Source organism: Limnohabitans sp. Jir61, from assembly GCF_003063545.1.
Classification (GTDB): domain Bacteria; phylum Pseudomonadota; class Gammaproteobacteria; order Burkholderiales; family Burkholderiaceae_C; genus Limnohabitans.
Genome location: NZ_NESD01000002.1, coordinates 289,766 through 304,076, shown reverse-complemented (window position 1 = coordinate 304,076; position 14,311 = coordinate 289,766). Strand labels below are relative to the sequence as shown.

18 protein-coding genes are annotated in these 14,311 nt (G+C 54.2%); 14 read left to right on the top strand and 4 right to left on the bottom strand.

What is annotated here, in order from left to right; translation table 11 throughout:
• The first annotated feature begins 9 nt into the window (after positions 1–9).
• The 4 genes from B9Z35_RS07845 (at position 10) to B9Z35_RS07830 (ending at position 3,478) form a co-directional block, all read left to right on the top strand.
• Positions 10–972 (top strand): aspartate carbamoyltransferase catalytic subunit, encoded by a 963-nt coding sequence (locus B9Z35_RS07845; protein WP_108283141.1) that lies wholly within the window; start codon positions 10–12, stop codon positions 970–972.
• The gene (locus B9Z35_RS07840) at positions 969–2,285 is read left to right on the top strand and encodes a dihydroorotase (protein WP_108283140.1); all 1,317 of its coding nucleotides are present in this window, start codon (positions 969–971) and stop codon (positions 2,283–2,285) included. Before B9Z35_RS07845 ends, B9Z35_RS07840 begins: the two co-directional genes overlap by 4 nt.
• Entirely contained in the window at positions 2,285–3,016 is a 732-nt protein-coding gene (locus tag B9Z35_RS07835) for a 1-acyl-sn-glycerol-3-phosphate acyltransferase (RefSeq protein WP_108283139.1), read from the top strand. The genes B9Z35_RS07840 and B9Z35_RS07835 overlap by 1 nt, the downstream gene beginning before the upstream one ends.
• Before the next feature lie 162 nt (positions 3,017–3,178).
• Positions 3,179–3,478, top strand: coding sequence for a metalloregulator ArsR/SmtB family transcription factor (locus B9Z35_RS07830; protein WP_108283508.1), 300 nt, complete (start codon positions 3,179–3,181; stop codon positions 3,476–3,478).
• A gap of 62 nt (positions 3,479–3,540) precedes the next feature.
• Here the strand turns inward: B9Z35_RS07830 and B9Z35_RS07825 are convergent, their stop codons facing one another.
• The 4 genes from B9Z35_RS07825 to B9Z35_RS07810 form a co-directional block, all read right to left on the bottom strand.
• Positions 3,541–3,972: a DsrE family protein gene (locus B9Z35_RS07825; protein ID WP_370444117.1), complete on the bottom strand. Its 432-nt coding sequence runs from the start codon at positions 3,970–3,972 to the stop codon at positions 3,541–3,543.
• Positions 3,973–3,983: 11 nt separating this feature from the next.
• The gene (locus B9Z35_RS07820; protein WP_108283138.1) at positions 3,984–5,270 is read right to left on the bottom strand and encodes an NAD(P)/FAD-dependent oxidoreductase; all 1,287 of its coding nucleotides are present in this window, start codon (positions 5,268–5,270) and stop codon (positions 3,984–3,986) included.
• A 13-nt stretch (positions 5,271–5,283) separates the two neighbouring features.
• Positions 5,284–5,619, bottom strand: a complete 336-nt coding sequence (locus tag B9Z35_RS07815; RefSeq protein WP_108283137.1) for a c-type cytochrome — start codon at positions 5,617–5,619, stop codon at positions 5,284–5,286.
• A gap of 141 nt (positions 5,620–5,760) precedes the next feature.
• Complete coding sequence (locus B9Z35_RS07810) at positions 5,761–6,837, bottom strand: YeeE/YedE family protein (RefSeq protein WP_108283136.1); 1,077 nt, start codon at positions 6,835–6,837, stop codon at positions 5,761–5,763.
• Positions 6,838–6,985: 148 nt separating this feature from the next.
• On the opposite strand from B9Z35_RS07810, the gene B9Z35_RS07805 reads away from it, so the two are divergent.
• The 10 genes from B9Z35_RS07805 (at position 6,986) to soxX (ending at position 14,275) form a co-directional block, all read left to right on the top strand.
• Positions 6,986–7,921: an MBL fold metallo-hydrolase gene (locus B9Z35_RS07805; RefSeq protein WP_370444122.1), complete on the top strand. Its 936-nt coding sequence runs from the start codon at positions 6,986–6,988 to the stop codon at positions 7,919–7,921.
• Positions 7,918–8,406, top strand: coding sequence for a thioredoxin fold domain-containing protein (locus tag B9Z35_RS07800; protein ID WP_108283135.1), 489 nt, complete (start codon positions 7,918–7,920; stop codon positions 8,404–8,406). Before B9Z35_RS07805 ends, B9Z35_RS07800 begins: the two co-directional genes overlap by 4 nt.
• A complete protein-coding gene (locus B9Z35_RS07795) occupies positions 8,403–9,107 on the top strand; it encodes a Crp/Fnr family transcriptional regulator (RefSeq protein WP_108283134.1) in 705 nt (234 codons plus the stop codon). The genes B9Z35_RS07800 and B9Z35_RS07795 overlap by 4 nt, the downstream gene beginning before the upstream one ends.
• Before the next feature lie 14 nt (positions 9,108–9,121).
• Positions 9,122–9,436, top strand: a complete 315-nt coding sequence (locus B9Z35_RS07790) for a hypothetical protein (protein WP_108283133.1) — start codon at positions 9,122–9,124, stop codon at positions 9,434–9,436.
• A gap of 99 nt (positions 9,437–9,535) precedes the next feature.
• Entirely contained in the window at positions 9,536–10,906 is a 1,371-nt protein-coding gene (soxC, locus tag B9Z35_RS07785) for a sulfite dehydrogenase (RefSeq protein WP_370444116.1), read from the top strand.
• Entirely contained in the window at positions 10,890–11,972 is a 1,083-nt protein-coding gene (locus B9Z35_RS07780; protein ID WP_108283132.1) for a c-type cytochrome, read from the top strand. Before soxC ends, B9Z35_RS07780 begins: the two co-directional genes overlap by 17 nt.
• Before the next feature lie 25 nt (positions 11,973–11,997).
• Positions 11,998–12,453 carry a thiosulfate oxidation carrier protein SoxY gene (gene soxY / locus B9Z35_RS07775; RefSeq protein ID WP_108283131.1) on the top strand — a complete coding sequence of 152 codons (456 nt, stop codon included), beginning with the start codon at positions 11,998–12,000 and terminating at the stop codon, positions 12,451–12,453.
• Between the two features lie 23 nt (positions 12,454–12,476).
• Positions 12,477–12,788 (top strand): thiosulfate oxidation carrier complex protein SoxZ, encoded by a 312-nt coding sequence (gene soxZ, locus B9Z35_RS07770; protein WP_199219791.1) that lies wholly within the window; start codon positions 12,477–12,479, stop codon positions 12,786–12,788.
• Between the two features lie 26 nt (positions 12,789–12,814).
• Positions 12,815–13,609: a sulfur oxidation c-type cytochrome SoxA gene (gene soxA / locus B9Z35_RS07765; RefSeq protein ID WP_108283504.1), complete on the top strand. Its 795-nt coding sequence runs from the start codon at positions 12,815–12,817 to the stop codon at positions 13,607–13,609.
• 12 nt (positions 13,610–13,621) lie between these two features.
• Complete coding sequence (gene soxX, locus B9Z35_RS07760) at positions 13,622–14,275, top strand: sulfur oxidation c-type cytochrome SoxX (protein WP_108283129.1); 654 nt, start codon at positions 13,622–13,624, stop codon at positions 14,273–14,275.
• The last annotated feature ends 36 nt before the right edge of the window (positions 14,276–14,311 follow it).

Here is a 14,311-nt window from a genome sequence, read left to right as displayed (position 1 = left end):
AGAACTCCTATGCTCTACAAACGCAACCCCCAACTCAACAAAAACGGCGAGCTGATTCACCTGCTCTCCACCGAAGGTTTGTCGCGAAATATCTTGACGCACATCCTCGACACCGCAGCCAACTTCGTCTCGGTCAACGACCGCGAAGTGAAGAAGGTGCCACTCTTGCGCGGCAAAAGCGTGTTCAACCTATTCTTCGAAAACAGCACACGCACACGCACCACGTTCGAGATTGCCGCCACGCGTTTGTCGGCTGATGTATTCAACCTTGACATCGCGCGTTCATCGGCCGCCAAGGGAGAGTCGCTGCTCGACACCATCGCCAACCTCAGCGCGATGGCCGCCGACATTTTTGTGGTGCGCCACAGCGAGTCGGGTGCGCCTTACCTCATTGCTGAACACGTCGCGCCGCATGTGCACGTGGTCAACGCTGGTGACGGCCGTCACGCACACCCCACACAGGGTTTGCTGGACATGTACACCATCCGTCATTACAAAAAAGATTTCACCAATCTCACCGTGGCCATTGTGGGCGACGTGTTGCACTCACGTGTGGCGCGCTCTGACATTCACGCGCTCACCACACTTGGCTGCGCCGAAGTGCGCGTGGTCGGCCCCAAGACCTTGGTGCCCAGCGACTTGTCCGCCATGGGTGTGCGGGTGTTCAACAACCTCGAAGAAGGCATCAAAGGCTGCGACGTGATCATCATGCTGCGCTTGCAAAACGAACGCATGAGCGGTGCGTTGTTGCCATCGAGCCAAGAATATTTCAAATCGTTTGGCCTCACGCAAGAGAAGTTGCAATTGGCCAAACCCGACGCCATCGTGATGCACCCTGGCCCCATCAACCGAGGTGTGGAGATTGACTCTGCCGTGGTCGATGGGCCACAAAGTGTCATCTTGTCGCAGGTGACGTTTGGTATTGCTGTGCGTATGGCCGTGATGTCCATCGTGGCGGGGAATGAAGCATGAACATCCTGATTCAAAACGGTCGCGTCATCGACCCAGCCTCTGGCTTTGACCACACTGCCGATGTGGCGGTTGCTGACGGCCACATCGTGGCCATTGCTAAAGCAGGCGAGAAGTTGCCCGCCAACTTCAAAGCTGAAAAAACCATCGACGCCAAAGGCTGTATCGTCGCCCCTGGCTTGGTCGACTTGCAAGTGCGCTTGCGCGAGCCTGGCTACGAACACGAAGGCATGCTGGCCTCCGAGCTCATGGCTGCTGTGGCCGGTGGTGTGACCAGCCTTGTGTGCCCACCCGACACCGACCCCGTGTTAGACGAGCCAGGCTTGATTGAAATGCTCAAGTTCCGAGCAGAAAAACTGCACCGCGCACGCGTGTTCCCACTGGGTGCACTCACCCGTGGTTTGAAGGGCGAAGTGCTGACCGAAATGTCAGACCTCACCGATGCAGGCTGCGTGGGTTTCAGCCAAGCTGAAGTGCCGCTAGAAAACACGCAAGTGTTGCAACGCGCTTTGCAATACGCAGCTACCTTTGGTTACACCGTGTGGCTGCGCCCGCAAGAAGTTCATTTGGGTAAAGGCGTCGCAGCTAGCGGCCCACTCGCCACCCGTTTGGGTTTGGGCGGCGTTCCTGTGGCCGCAGAGACCATTGCCTTGCACACCATCTTCGCTTTGATGCGCAGCACCAAAGCCCGCGTGCATCTGTGCCGCATCTCCAGCGCTGAAGGCGTCGAGCTGGTACGTGCCGCTAAAAAAGAAGGCTTGGCTGTGACGGCTGACGTGAGCATCAACTCTCTGCACCTGAGCGACCATGACATTGGTTACTTCGACAGCCGCGCCCGAGTGACCCCCGTGTTGCGCCAACAACGCGACCGCGATGCTTTGCGTGCCGCATTGGCCGATGGCACGCTCGACGCTTTGGTGTCAGACCATACGCCTGTCGACAACGATGGCAAGGCCTTGCCATTCGCCGAAGCTGAATCAGGCGCAACAGGCTTAGAACTGTTGCTCAGCCTTTCACTCAAGTGGGCGCAAGACAGCAAGGTGAGCGTGCTGCGTGCGCTCGATGTGCTGACCGCACAGCCCGCCAAAGTGTTGGGCAACGTGCAAGGCCAAAGCAACAGCTTGGGCCAGTTGCATGTGGGCGGCGTGGCCGATATCGTGGTGTTTGACCCAACGGTTGAATGGCACGTCACACCCAATGCACTGCACAGCCAAGGCAAGCACACACCGTTTGCGTTTGACATGACGGGCATGTCTTTGCCCGCACGCGTCAAAACCACGCTGGTGGCTGGGCACGTGGCTTACCAAGCCGATTGATGCGCAGCTTGCGCGCCATCGCTAAGTTTCTGCGCGTCATCGCGCAGGTCTTGCGTGGCTACTGGACGATTCGCACCATCTTCCCCAAACTCAACGACGAGCAACAGGCTCGCTATGTCGAGGTGTGGGCCCGTGGCATGCTGGCCATCATTGGTATTGAAGTGCGCGTCAAAGGCCATCCTGCGCCAGGGCCGGTGTTGATGGCGGCCAACCATATTTCGTGGCTCGACATCTTGGTCATGCATGCGGCGTGTCACTGCCGCTTTGTGGCCAAGTCTGAAATACGCAGCTGGCCTTTGGTGGGCGTGCTCACCACGGGAGGCGGCTCGCTTTACATTGAGCGCGGCTCGCGCAACGACGCCATGCGTGTGGTGCACCAAATGGCAGAGGCGTTGCGCCAAGGCCAAGTGTTGGCGGTGTTTCCTGAAGGGGGGACGGGTGATGGCATCACAGTGCTGCCATTCCACGCCAATTTGTTGCAAGCGGCTATTTCCGCAGAGGCACCCATTCAACCCATTGCTTTGCAGTTCTTCGACGCTATGACCCAAGAGGTGAGTCTCGCTCCGTGCTACCGCGATGACGACACCTTGATCAGTTCGTTGTGGCGCACGCTGTGTGCACCGCCGTTGTTGGCGCAGGTGCGCTATGGTGACAAGCAATACGCCGAAGGGCGCAACCGACGCGAATGGGCGCAAGATCTGCAAGCGACAGTAATCAATTTGTGCAAGTGATATGCTTTAAATCTTATGGCAACTAAAAAAACACCTATATCGGCCGTCAAAGTAAAAGCCGTGCCTAAACCTTTGGCTGCAAAAAAAGCTGCGGTTAAAAAAATGCCAGCTGCAGCTGCGCCGGCAAAAGTGTCTAAGAAAGCGATAGCTAAATCTGTGGATATGGATTTAATGTTTGATTTGGCGGCTGAAACTTTCCGTGTCATGTCTGCACCGATGCGTTTGAAAATTATTAACTGCCTCTGCAGTGAAGAAAAAAACGTTGGTCAGTTGCTCGATGAAATTAACACTACGCAGCCCAATATGTCGCAGCACCTGAACACCTTGTTTAAAGCCAAAATTTTAGGTCGTCGCCGCGAAGGCGTTCAAATTTATTACCGCATCATCAACGAACGTGTAGTAACCCTCTGCCGTGCGGTATGTACGCAGATTGCGATAGACAGCGATATCGAACACGTTTGATATCAATGCAGGAATAGAAAAGGGCCGCTGTTTCGGCCCTTTGGTATTCGAGAAATCAAGTTTCAAGGCTTTAGGTATACGTGACCTTCTTTGGCTTGCAAGCGCGCCACCTCTGCCACGCCTGACGGAACGATCTTGGCATCCATCGAAACTTTGTTGGCATCGATGTTGCGCGAGGTTAGCGTGTTGTTGCACACGCGAAACTGCACGCCTTTTCCTGCGAGGTCAGACACCATGCCGCTGAATTCACGGCCCTTGTTGTCTTTGGCGCCATCTAGCAAGAAGTCAATGCCAGGCCCGTGTGTCACCACGGTGATTTTGGTTGTGGGGTCTGCATTCAAGTGATTGCGCACATTGCCCAAGATGGCTGCGGCTGTATCTACACCCGTGTTGACGTGGTAGACCACCTTGATGTCTTGCGCTTGCGCCGAGCCAAAGCTCAATGCCAGCATCAAGGCAGCCAAGGTGTGAGAGATGTGTTTGAGAATATTCATTTGGACCATTCTCACATCAAGCTATCAGCCCAAATGTTTTGAGCCCAGTTCCATGCGTAGATGCCTTCCAGTTCGTTGGGGGCAGAGGACACGCCGCCAGAACCTGGCACGGTTTTGTAGGTCTTGTCTTTGTCATCGTACTGATGGACAGAGGCCACGTGAACCACCAACTTGTCATTCACAAAGCTGTAGCAAGTGTTGCTGAGGAACGGTGATGGATTGACTGGCATGTCTGACAACTGCGCCACGATGGCTGCGGCAGTTACTTTGCCATGCGAGTTGGCCATGTGGCCAGACTTCGGCATGAGTGGGGCCAGCATGATGGAGTCACCAATGACGTGAATGTCTTTGGCTTGTGTGGACTCAAAGGTTTGGTAGTGCACGCCGCACCAACGTGCGTTCACGTTGGCCAAGTTCGATTGCACCGCAATGCCACCGGCACGCATAGCAGGCAACACGTTGAGAACGTTGGCCTTCACATCGTTTTGCACATCAAACTTCAATGTGTTGGTCTTGGCGTCCACCGCCACCACTTTGTGCTGTGGCATGTATTCCAAGATACCTTTGTAGTTGTCAGCCCAGAACTTTTTGAACAACGGACCTTTGGATGTGACGTCTTGGTTGGCATCCAAGATCAGCACTTTGGATTTGGGCTTGTGCTGCTTGAAATAATGCGCCACTTGGCTGGCACGCTCGTACGGGCCAGGAGGGCAGCGGTAGGGCGCTTCTGGAATAGTGATGGCGTAGACACCACCGTCATCCATGGCTTCGAGTTGTTTGCGTAGGGCCAAGGTTTCTGGGCCGCCTTTCCATGCTTGCAAAATTTGGCCGGATGCGCTGGCTTCTTTCAGGCCTTCGATGGTGTTGAACATCAAGTCGATGCCGGGTGACATGACAAGCTTATCGTAGCGAATGGTGGGGCCGCTGGCCAAGGTGACGGTTTTCTTGACGGGGTCCACACTGGCCACGTAATCGCGCACGATGTTGACGCCGTGTTTGCCAGAGAGTTTGTCGTATGGCGTGGTGATGTCAGCCATGGTCTTGCTGCCACCAATCACCAAGTTGGAGATGGGGCACGACACGAACGCGCCGTTAGGCTCGATCAGCGTGACGTCAATCTTGTAGTCTGACAGCATGCGCACGTACTTGGCGGCTGTTGCGCCACCATAGCCGCCACCCACCACAACCACGCGTGCTTTTTCGGGCACGCGTCCAACAGAAGCACAACCCACCATGCTGCCAAGAGCGCCAAAAGAACCAAGAGCCAATGAGGCTTGAACAAAACTGCGACGTTTCATGATGAATCCTTGATTAACGCTTGGTAGCGGCGTAATAGTTGGCGATGGTGTCGATTTGGGCATCGGTCAAACCCTTGGTGATTTGGTGCATCACGGTAGCTGGGCGGCTACCGTCTTTAAATGCTTTCATTTGCAACACCATGTAATCTTTGGGCATGCCTACCAAGGATGGAATGGCCGAACCTTCGGTGGTTCGGCCATCAGTGCCGTGGCAGTTGGCGCACATGGCGGCTGTCGCACGGTTGTGCAGCTGTGTGGCTTTGTCTTGTGCGTGAGCTGTAGCGCTCACACCCAGCATCAGGATGGTGGTGGCCAGGAGACGCACCGCGAGTGGAGATGTTGTTTTCATCGAGACCTCGTTGAACGGAGTAAATCAATCAGTGATCGGTAATATATACAAAATGGCAAAACGCCATCACGGGGTAAACCCAGTGATGGCGTATCCGTGCGTTGAAAACTATAACGTAAGAATTCGAATCAAACGTCTCAATTAAGGCTGCATCAAGGTTGGAGCACTGATAGGCGGTGCATCCATCCAGCGGTCGATCAAACCTGCGCCAAGCCACATACCAATCAGGGCTACCCATGCGGTCAGCGCAAAAATGGCGCCGCCTGTCACACCTGCGCCCACAGCGCAGCCTCCTGCCAGCATGGCGCCAAATCCCATGAAGATAGCGCCCACAATGTAACGGCGCATGGCATAGCCGTCTTTGAAACCTTCGAGCTTGAGCTCTTTGCCCAGCCATGCAGCAAAAAAAGAGCCTAAGAACACACCAGGCAACAGACCAAAGTCAAAGCCAATAGCGGGTGGGTTGGGGGCTAACACGCGCATGAGCCATTCGGCCGATGGGCCGCTGAAGGTGATGCCTTGGATGTGCACCACTTCGAAAGATGCTTTAGACACGCTGTACGAGAACCACCATGCCAAGGCGACGCTTAAGCCCGTGCCAATGCCGCCCACCCACATCCAAGCGCGCTGCGTGGTGCGTGTGGTGAAGTACAAAGCCGCGCAGAGCCAAATGCCGCCCACGATCAATCCAGTGGTGTGGCTCCATCCCAAAATGGCCAGTAGGTCGCGGCTGCTGCCGCCTTCGACTGTCCACAAGTTGGTGATTTCTTGGCGCAAAGGTGAGAGTGCGCCTGACAGCGCCGATTGCGCGGTGACTGCAAAGATCAAACCCGACAGCAAAGCTCGCAAGTTACCGTTGGCTGACAAGATAAGTAAGCGGCTGGCGCAGCCGCGCGTCATGATCATGCCGGCGCCAAACAACAAGCCACCCACCAAGGCCCCTGACATGCTGCCACGCGAAGCCAACTGGCGCGCGGTGCTGACATCCAAACTTCCCAGAACAATCAAACCTTGAATAGCGATGACAGCTGCTGAAAATGTAAGCAACCACACTGAAAGCTTTTCGCCAAATTGGCGATGCCAAAACTCGATTACGGCGGCACGTAAACAAAATTTAGAGCGTTGCGCGAAAAAGCCAAACAACAGGCCAACGATCAAGCCACCAAAGGCAAGGACATAGGGTTCGCCATAGGCTTCATTGAGAGCGGTGAGATTCATATGATTTAGTCTACGCTTATATTTGCACTATGCTAAGTGCTCTGGCTTGCTTGAAACTTGATACATATCAAGTACAAACCTGCTTGCCGTATCTGGAGAAGTGATTGTGAAACTGCTGTTGATTCCTCAAATTTTTTTGAGCGTGATATTGGGTTGTGTGGGCTTTAGTCAATCGGCCCAGGCGCAAAAATCTCAGCCCAATGGGACAGCTAAACCCATCATGCAAGCTAAGCAAGTGGTACCTAACGTTTATTACGTGCAAGGTGTGTCAGAGATGGGGTCATCAGCCAATCAAAATTTCATCTCCAACGCGGGATTCGTCATCACGCCTGCGGGTGTGGTGGTTATTGATGCGTTGGGCTCGCCCGAATTGGCGCGTCGTCTCTTGGCTGAAATTGCCAAGGTCACTAAGAAACCTATTCATACCGTGGTTCTGACGCACTACCACGCAGACCATATTTACGGTTTGCAAGAGTTCAAAAATTTGGGTGCGCACATCGTCGCGCATGGCGCTGCGCGTGAGTACCTCACATCCGACACGGCACGTTTGCGCTTGGAAAGTTCACGCCAAGAACTCTGGCCGTGGGTGGATGAAAAAACTCGCTTGGTACCTGCTGATGAGTGGCTGCATGGCCCTAAAGCGTTGACCGTGGGTGGCGTGCGCTTTGACATCCAGCCTGTGGGCCCCTCACATACGGCCGAAGATTTGGTGGTGTACATGCCCCAGCAAAAAGTTCTGTTCGCGGGCGATTTGGTGTTTCGCAACCGCATCCCGTTTGTGGGCCAAGCAGACAGCCGCCATTGGATCGAAGCCATGGAAAGCCTGCTCAAGTTTGACACCCGCTGGGTGGTGCCAGGCCACGGACCCATCTCCAGCGATGCCAAGACCGACATGACCCTCACGCGTGACTACCTGATCTACTTGCGTGAGTCCATGGGACGTGCTGCCAAAGACATGGAACCGTTCGAAAGCGGCTATGCCAGCACAGATTGGTCAAAGTTCGAGAAAATGCCTCTTTTTAAATCAGCCAACCGCATGAACGCCTACAACACCTATTTGTTGATGGAGCAAGAAGCCAAGTGACCTACGCTCCATGCTTCTCTCGACGCCAAGCCCTACAAGGCTTAACTTTGTGCTTGGTGGGTGCTGGCCCCTTGGCCACCATTGCTGCGCCCATCACATTGCCCAGTACGGAGTCCTTGGCTACTTCGCTTGACCAAGCGCTTCGAGTCAAGCAGCCCTTGGTGGTCATGGTTAGCCTGCAGGGTTGTGCGTTCTGCAAAGTGGTGCGCGAGAACTATTTGCAACCATTGCGTGCTTCGGGTTTGCAGGTGGTGCAAGTTGATATGCGTGATAACCGTGCGTTAGTTGACTTTGATGGCACGGCGTTGACACACGATGCGTGGGTACGCAAGCAAGGCATTAAATTGGCTCCTACGGTACTGTTCTTTGGCGCACAAGGGCGAGAAGTGGCCACACGTTTGAAGGGCGCATACCTGCCCGATTTTTACGGCGCTTACTTGGATGAGCAGTTGACTGTGGCTCGACGCGTGGTGGCAGGCGCATGATTCCCATCAAAACCGAATCTGCATGGCGTGGCACTTCGGATTGCCGCAACTGCGGTATTCGCGACATGGTGCTGTTTGCTGATTTGAATGAGCAAGACTTCAACCTCATCCACGCACCGATTGACGACTTGGTTTATCAGTCGGGTCAATCGTTGTACGACGAATCAGACAAAGCATTAGGCGTCTTCACCTTGCGCAAGGGACTCGTCAAGCTGGTGCGCGTCACGGCCGATGGTCGAGAGCGCGTGGTGCGTGTTTTATTTCCTGGTGATGTGGTTGGGCTTGAAGCTTTGGCCACGGGTCGTTACGACAGCCAAGCTGTGGCACTGAGTGAGGTCTCGTTGTGCCGTATTCCGTTGGATGTTATTCATCAATTGGGGGCAAATAGTCCGCGTTTGCATCGCAAGCTCATGGAGAAGTGGCAAAGCGCATTGAAGCTGGCGGACGATTGGCTGGCTGAGCTGAACTTTGGAAGTGCGCGTCAACGTGTATTGCACTTCATTCGCAAAATGCATGAGGTGTCAGAGGATGGCACGGCAACCTTGTTTGGACGCGACGACATGGGGGCCATGATGGATTTGAAACTTGAAACCGTCAGCCGCGAGGTGACCGCTTTGGTTCGAGCAGGAGTGATGGAGCCGCTCGATAAACATGGGCGGCATTACAAGGTGTTACTGCCTGATTGCTTGGAAGAAAAGTAACGAGGAGATTTGGCATGAAATTTTTTTTAGTTTTAGCTTTGTTCATGGGGGCTGGCTTAGCGAATGCCCAACAACACCCGCTTTTCAAAGATGCGGATTTGCAAGCCGGCGAAAAACTGATTGCAGAAAATAAATGCAACGAATGTCACATTCGTCGTGTGGGTGGTAACGGCAGCGCCATCTATAACCCGAAAGGTCGCATCAACACCGCGGGTGCTTTGCGCGGCATGGTGGAGTATTGCAACACCGAGCTTAATCTCGGTTTTTTTCCAGAAGACACCAATTCTGTGGCTGCTGTCTTGAACAAGAAGCACTACAAGTTTCGCTGAGCTTACAAAAAGGTTTGGCGTAAACCCGATGGTTCTCCCATCAGAGATGATTTATATTAGCGGGTGTTGATATATTTAACTGATGTGGAAGGACTGTCTGTGAAAACACCAGATGGCATTCAATCGGGTCGCGTTCAAAAAGCGCCCGAAAACTTTTTAGACCGTGACGGTATCAGTACTGTCATTGCTGAGAGCAAAGCTGGTCGTCGTAACTTCATTCGCAGCGCATTTGCCGCTGCCGCCGCAGGTGCTGCTGCGCCGATGGCGTTGGCTCAGGGCAACCCTGTGCCGACTGAGGGCGGTGATCCCAATATCTTGAACTTGCCCGAGCACGCCACAGGTCTTGGCCAAGGTGTGGCAGCCAATAACGGCTACGGTGTACCTTCAAAGTTCGAGTCCAACGTGCAGCGTCGTCAAAGCCCAGGCTTGACACAAACCACACAAGCTTCGGTGTCATTTGCACCGTTGCAGTCGTTGTTTGGCATCGTCACACCCAGCGGTTTGCACTTTGAGCGTCACCACCAAGGTTGGTGGGACATCGACCCATCTAAGCACCGCTTCATGATCAACGGCATGGTGAAAACACCCAAAGTGTTCACCATGGATGAAATCATGCGTTTGCCTTCTGTGTCGCGTTTCCACTTCATCGAGTGCGGTGCGAACACCGCGGTCGAGTGGGGCAACGTGGCTGTGCCCACCGTGCAATACACGCATGGCATGGTGTCATGCAGCGAATTCACGGGCGTGCCGCTCATCACGCTGCTCCAAATCGCTGGCGCAGATTTCAAGAACGCTAAATTCATCTTGGCCGAAGGTGGTGATGGTTCATCCATGACCCGCACCATCCCCATGAGCCTGATCTTGTCAGGTGAAGTGTTGGTGGCCTATGGTCAAAACGGCGAAATGCTGCGTCCAGAAAACGGCTACCCATTGCGCTTGATCGTGCCTGGTATTCAAGGCGTGAGCTGGGTCAAGTACCTGCGCCGCATTGAAGTGGGCGACATGCCCTACGCTGCCAAAGACGAAGCTGTGCATTACATGGACTTGATGCCCGATGGTCAACACCGTCAGTACACCAACATCCAAGAATGCAAGAGCGTGGTGACCACGCCTTCTGGTGGTCAAGTGTTGCTAGACAAAGGTTTCTACAACATCACTGGCTTGGCTTGGTCGGGTCGCGGCAAGATTCAAAAAGTCGACGTGTCTGTGGACGGTGGTCGCAACTGGCGTCAAGCCCGTTTGGAAACGCCAGTGCTCAGCAAAGCGCTGACACGTTTCAACATCGATTGGGTGTGGGACGGCAAGCCCGCCATCATCCAAAGCCGTGCCACTGACGACACAGGGTTCGTGCAACCCACTTACAAGCACCTCCGTGCTGCGCGTGGCACACGTTCGATTTATCACAACAACGCCATCCAATCTTGGTTGGTGCAAGAAAACGGCGAGGTCAAGAATGTCCAAGTTTCGTAAAGTCGCTTTGGTTTCTGCTTTGACCGCGGGGCTGTTGGCTGCTGCTGGTTTTGCCAGCGCACAAAGCACAGCCTACCCAGGCGTGGGCCGCCCAGCCACTGCCAAAGAAGTCGCCGCATGGGACATCGATGTGCGCCCTGACTTCAAGGGCCTGCCCGCAGGCTCAGGCTCGGTTGCGCAAGGCCAAGATTTATGGGAAGCCAAGTGCGCCCACTGTCACGGTGTGTTTGGTGAGTCCAACGAAGTGTTCAGCCCATTGATCGGCGGCACGACCAAAGACGACATCAAAACCGGCAACGTGGCTAACTTGAAGCGCGCAGATTTCCCTGGTCGTACCACACTGATGAAAGTCGCCACGGTGTCTACGCTGTGGGACTACATCAACCGTGCCATGCCTTGGACTGCGCCTAAGTCACTCAAGCCTGACGAGGTATATGCGGTCACCGCGTACCTCTTGAGCCTGGCCGACGTGGTGCCTGAGAACTTTGTGTTGACAGACAAAAACATTGCTGAAGTGCAAAAGCGCATGCCTAACCGCAATGGCATGACCACCAAGCACGCGATGTGGGCTGGCAAAGAGTTCAATGGCACAGCCAAACCCGACACAGCCAATGTGGCTTGCATGAAAGACTGCATCCCTGAAGCCAAAGTCGCTTCGATGTTGCCCGACTACGCACGCAATGCACACGGCAACTTGGCTGAGCAAAACCGTTTGGTGGGTCAGCAGCATGGTGCCAACACAGCGGTGCCTGAAAACAAGTCAGCACCCGTGGGTGCAGTTGCTGCCGCACCGGCTGTGAAGCCTGCTGTCAAAGTGGTGGACCCAGCCTTGGCCTTGTTGGGCAAACACAATTGCACCGCATGTCACGCGCAAAACACCAAAGTGGTGGGCCCTAGCTTCAATGACATAGCCAAAAAGTATCCAGGTAAGGCTGATTACTTGGCAGGCAAAATCAAGGCAGGCGGCTCGGGTATTTGGGGACCTATCCCAATGCCCGCACAATCTGCACCTGAAGCAGACATCAAAACGATTGCTAACTGGCTCGCTGCCGGTGCTGCAAAATAACTTCACGCATTTTTAGGAGCATTACATGCAAACTCGTCGCGAGACCCTCAAGCACAGCGCCGCTGTGGCAGGCCTCTTGGCCTCTACTGGCCTGTTCCCACAATACGCACAAGCGTTTGACAAAGCTGCCTTTGACGCCAAGAGCGTAGCTGAAGCTGTCAAAGCCATGGGTGGCTCAGCCCCCGTGGAAAGCAAGGACGTCACCATCACTGGTCCAGACATCGCTGAAAACGGCGCTGTGGTTCCATTGGGCGTGAGCACCAGCTTGGCCAACGTCAAGCGTGTGTTGTTATTGGTAGAGAAAAACCCATCTGCTTTGATCGCCATGTTCAACGTATCGCCTGAAGTTGAAGCCAACTTCGCAACCCGTTCCAAGATGGGGCAATCGTCTGATGTGTACGCAGTTGCGATCACCAACGACGGCAAAGCTTTCTTCGCTAAGAAAGAAGTCAAAGTCACACTCGGCGGCTGCGGCGGCTAATTTAAAGTTTTAGGAGAAATACCATGGCAGATCCAATGCGCATCCGCGCCCAAGCAGCTGGCGACAAAGCAACCATCCGTGTCTTGATGAGCCACGAAATGGAATCCGGTCAACGTAAAGACGGCAACGGCAAACTCATCCCCGCATGGCACATCCAAGACGTGACCGCTAGCCTTAACGGCAAAGTCGTCATGACCGCCGAGTGGGGCCCCGCTGTGTCTAAGAACCCATTCCTGCAGTTCACCATCAAAGGCGCTAAAGCTGGCGACAAAGTGGGCGTGGTTTGGAAAGACAACAAGGGCGACACACGCTCTGACGAAGCAACCGTTTCGTAATGACCCTGAACGCAGTGGAGACACGAATGAAAAAAATAGTTTTTGCCTTAGGGCTCATCGGCTTGTCGGCCGCTGCGTTCGCCCAAAAATCGTCGACGGATAGCATTGCCGAATACCGCCAAATGCTACAAGACGGTAACCCTGCAGATTTGTTTGAAGCCAAAGGTGAAGACCTGTGGAAACAAAAACGCGGACCCAAAAATGCATCGCTCGAAAAATGTGATTTGGGCAAAGGCGCAGGCGTTGTCAAAGGCGCTTGGGTCGAATTGCCCCGTTACTTCTCGGACACCGGCCGTGTGCAAGACCTTGAGTCCCGTTTGGTGACTTGCATGCAAGAGTTGCAGGGTTTCAACGCCGAAGAAATTGCCAAAACACCTTTTGGTCGTGGCGAGCAAAGCAACGTCACAGCCATGGCGACTTGGATTTCTGCGGAGTCCAAGGGCATGAAGTTCAATCTCTCACAAAGCCATGTCGAAGAACGCAAGATGTATGAAGTTGGCAAGCGCTTGTTCTTCATGCGCGGTGGCTCACACGACTTTGCCTGTGCCACATGCCACAGCCAAGATGACAAACGTATTCGCTTGCAAGACTTACCCAACCTCACCAAGAACCCAGGCGCTGGCGCTGGCTTTGGTGCTTGGCCCGCTTACCGCGTGTCCAACGGGCAAATGTGGGGCGCTCAGTTGCGCTTGAACGATTGCTACCGTCAACAACGTTTCCCTTACCCCTTGTTCGGCAGTGAAGCCACCATCGCCCTCGGCGTGTACATGGGTGTGAACGGCAAAGGCGGTGAAGCCATTGCGCCCGCGATCAAACGATAAGGACAACGCAAAATGAACCGCAAATATCAAATCGCTTTGAGCGCTGTCGCCGTGGCCTTGTTGACTGCTTGTGCAGCGCCCATGCCTTCAAGCGCTGACCTCGACAAACTCACCCAAGACATCTTGGGCCGTTCCTTCCGAGCTGAAGGCCAAGCCAAACTCGACCGCTTGAACCCAGACGAAGACAACCGTTTGTGCGCTGAGTCGGATAGCACCGGTGTTGCACTCGATGCGAAAGTGGCAGAAGCCATCGAAGCGCGCAACATGAAAACCATCAAAGCACCTGCCGATGGCAAATACTTGGGCGACTTCAAAGAAGGCGAAAAAGTAGCGCAAAGCGGTGCCGGGAAAACCTGGACCGACAAAGCCGACTCTGTGAACGGCGGCAATTGCTACAACTGCCACCAAATCAGCAAAGAAGAGTTGTCCTACGGAACGCTCGGCCCTAGCCTGTATAACTACGGCAAGATCCGTGGTGTGACTAATCCCAACAGCGCAGAGGCCAAACCCATCGTGGAATACACCTGGGGCAAGTTGCAAAATGCGCGTGCGTACAACGCATGCTCCAACATGCCTCGTTTTGGACACAAAGGTGTCTTGACTGAAGCGCAAATCAAAAACGTCATGGCTTTGTTGCTCGACCCAGCGTCGCCAGTCAACAAGTAATTTCATTTAAGGCCGCAGCATGAGCTTTTCATCTGC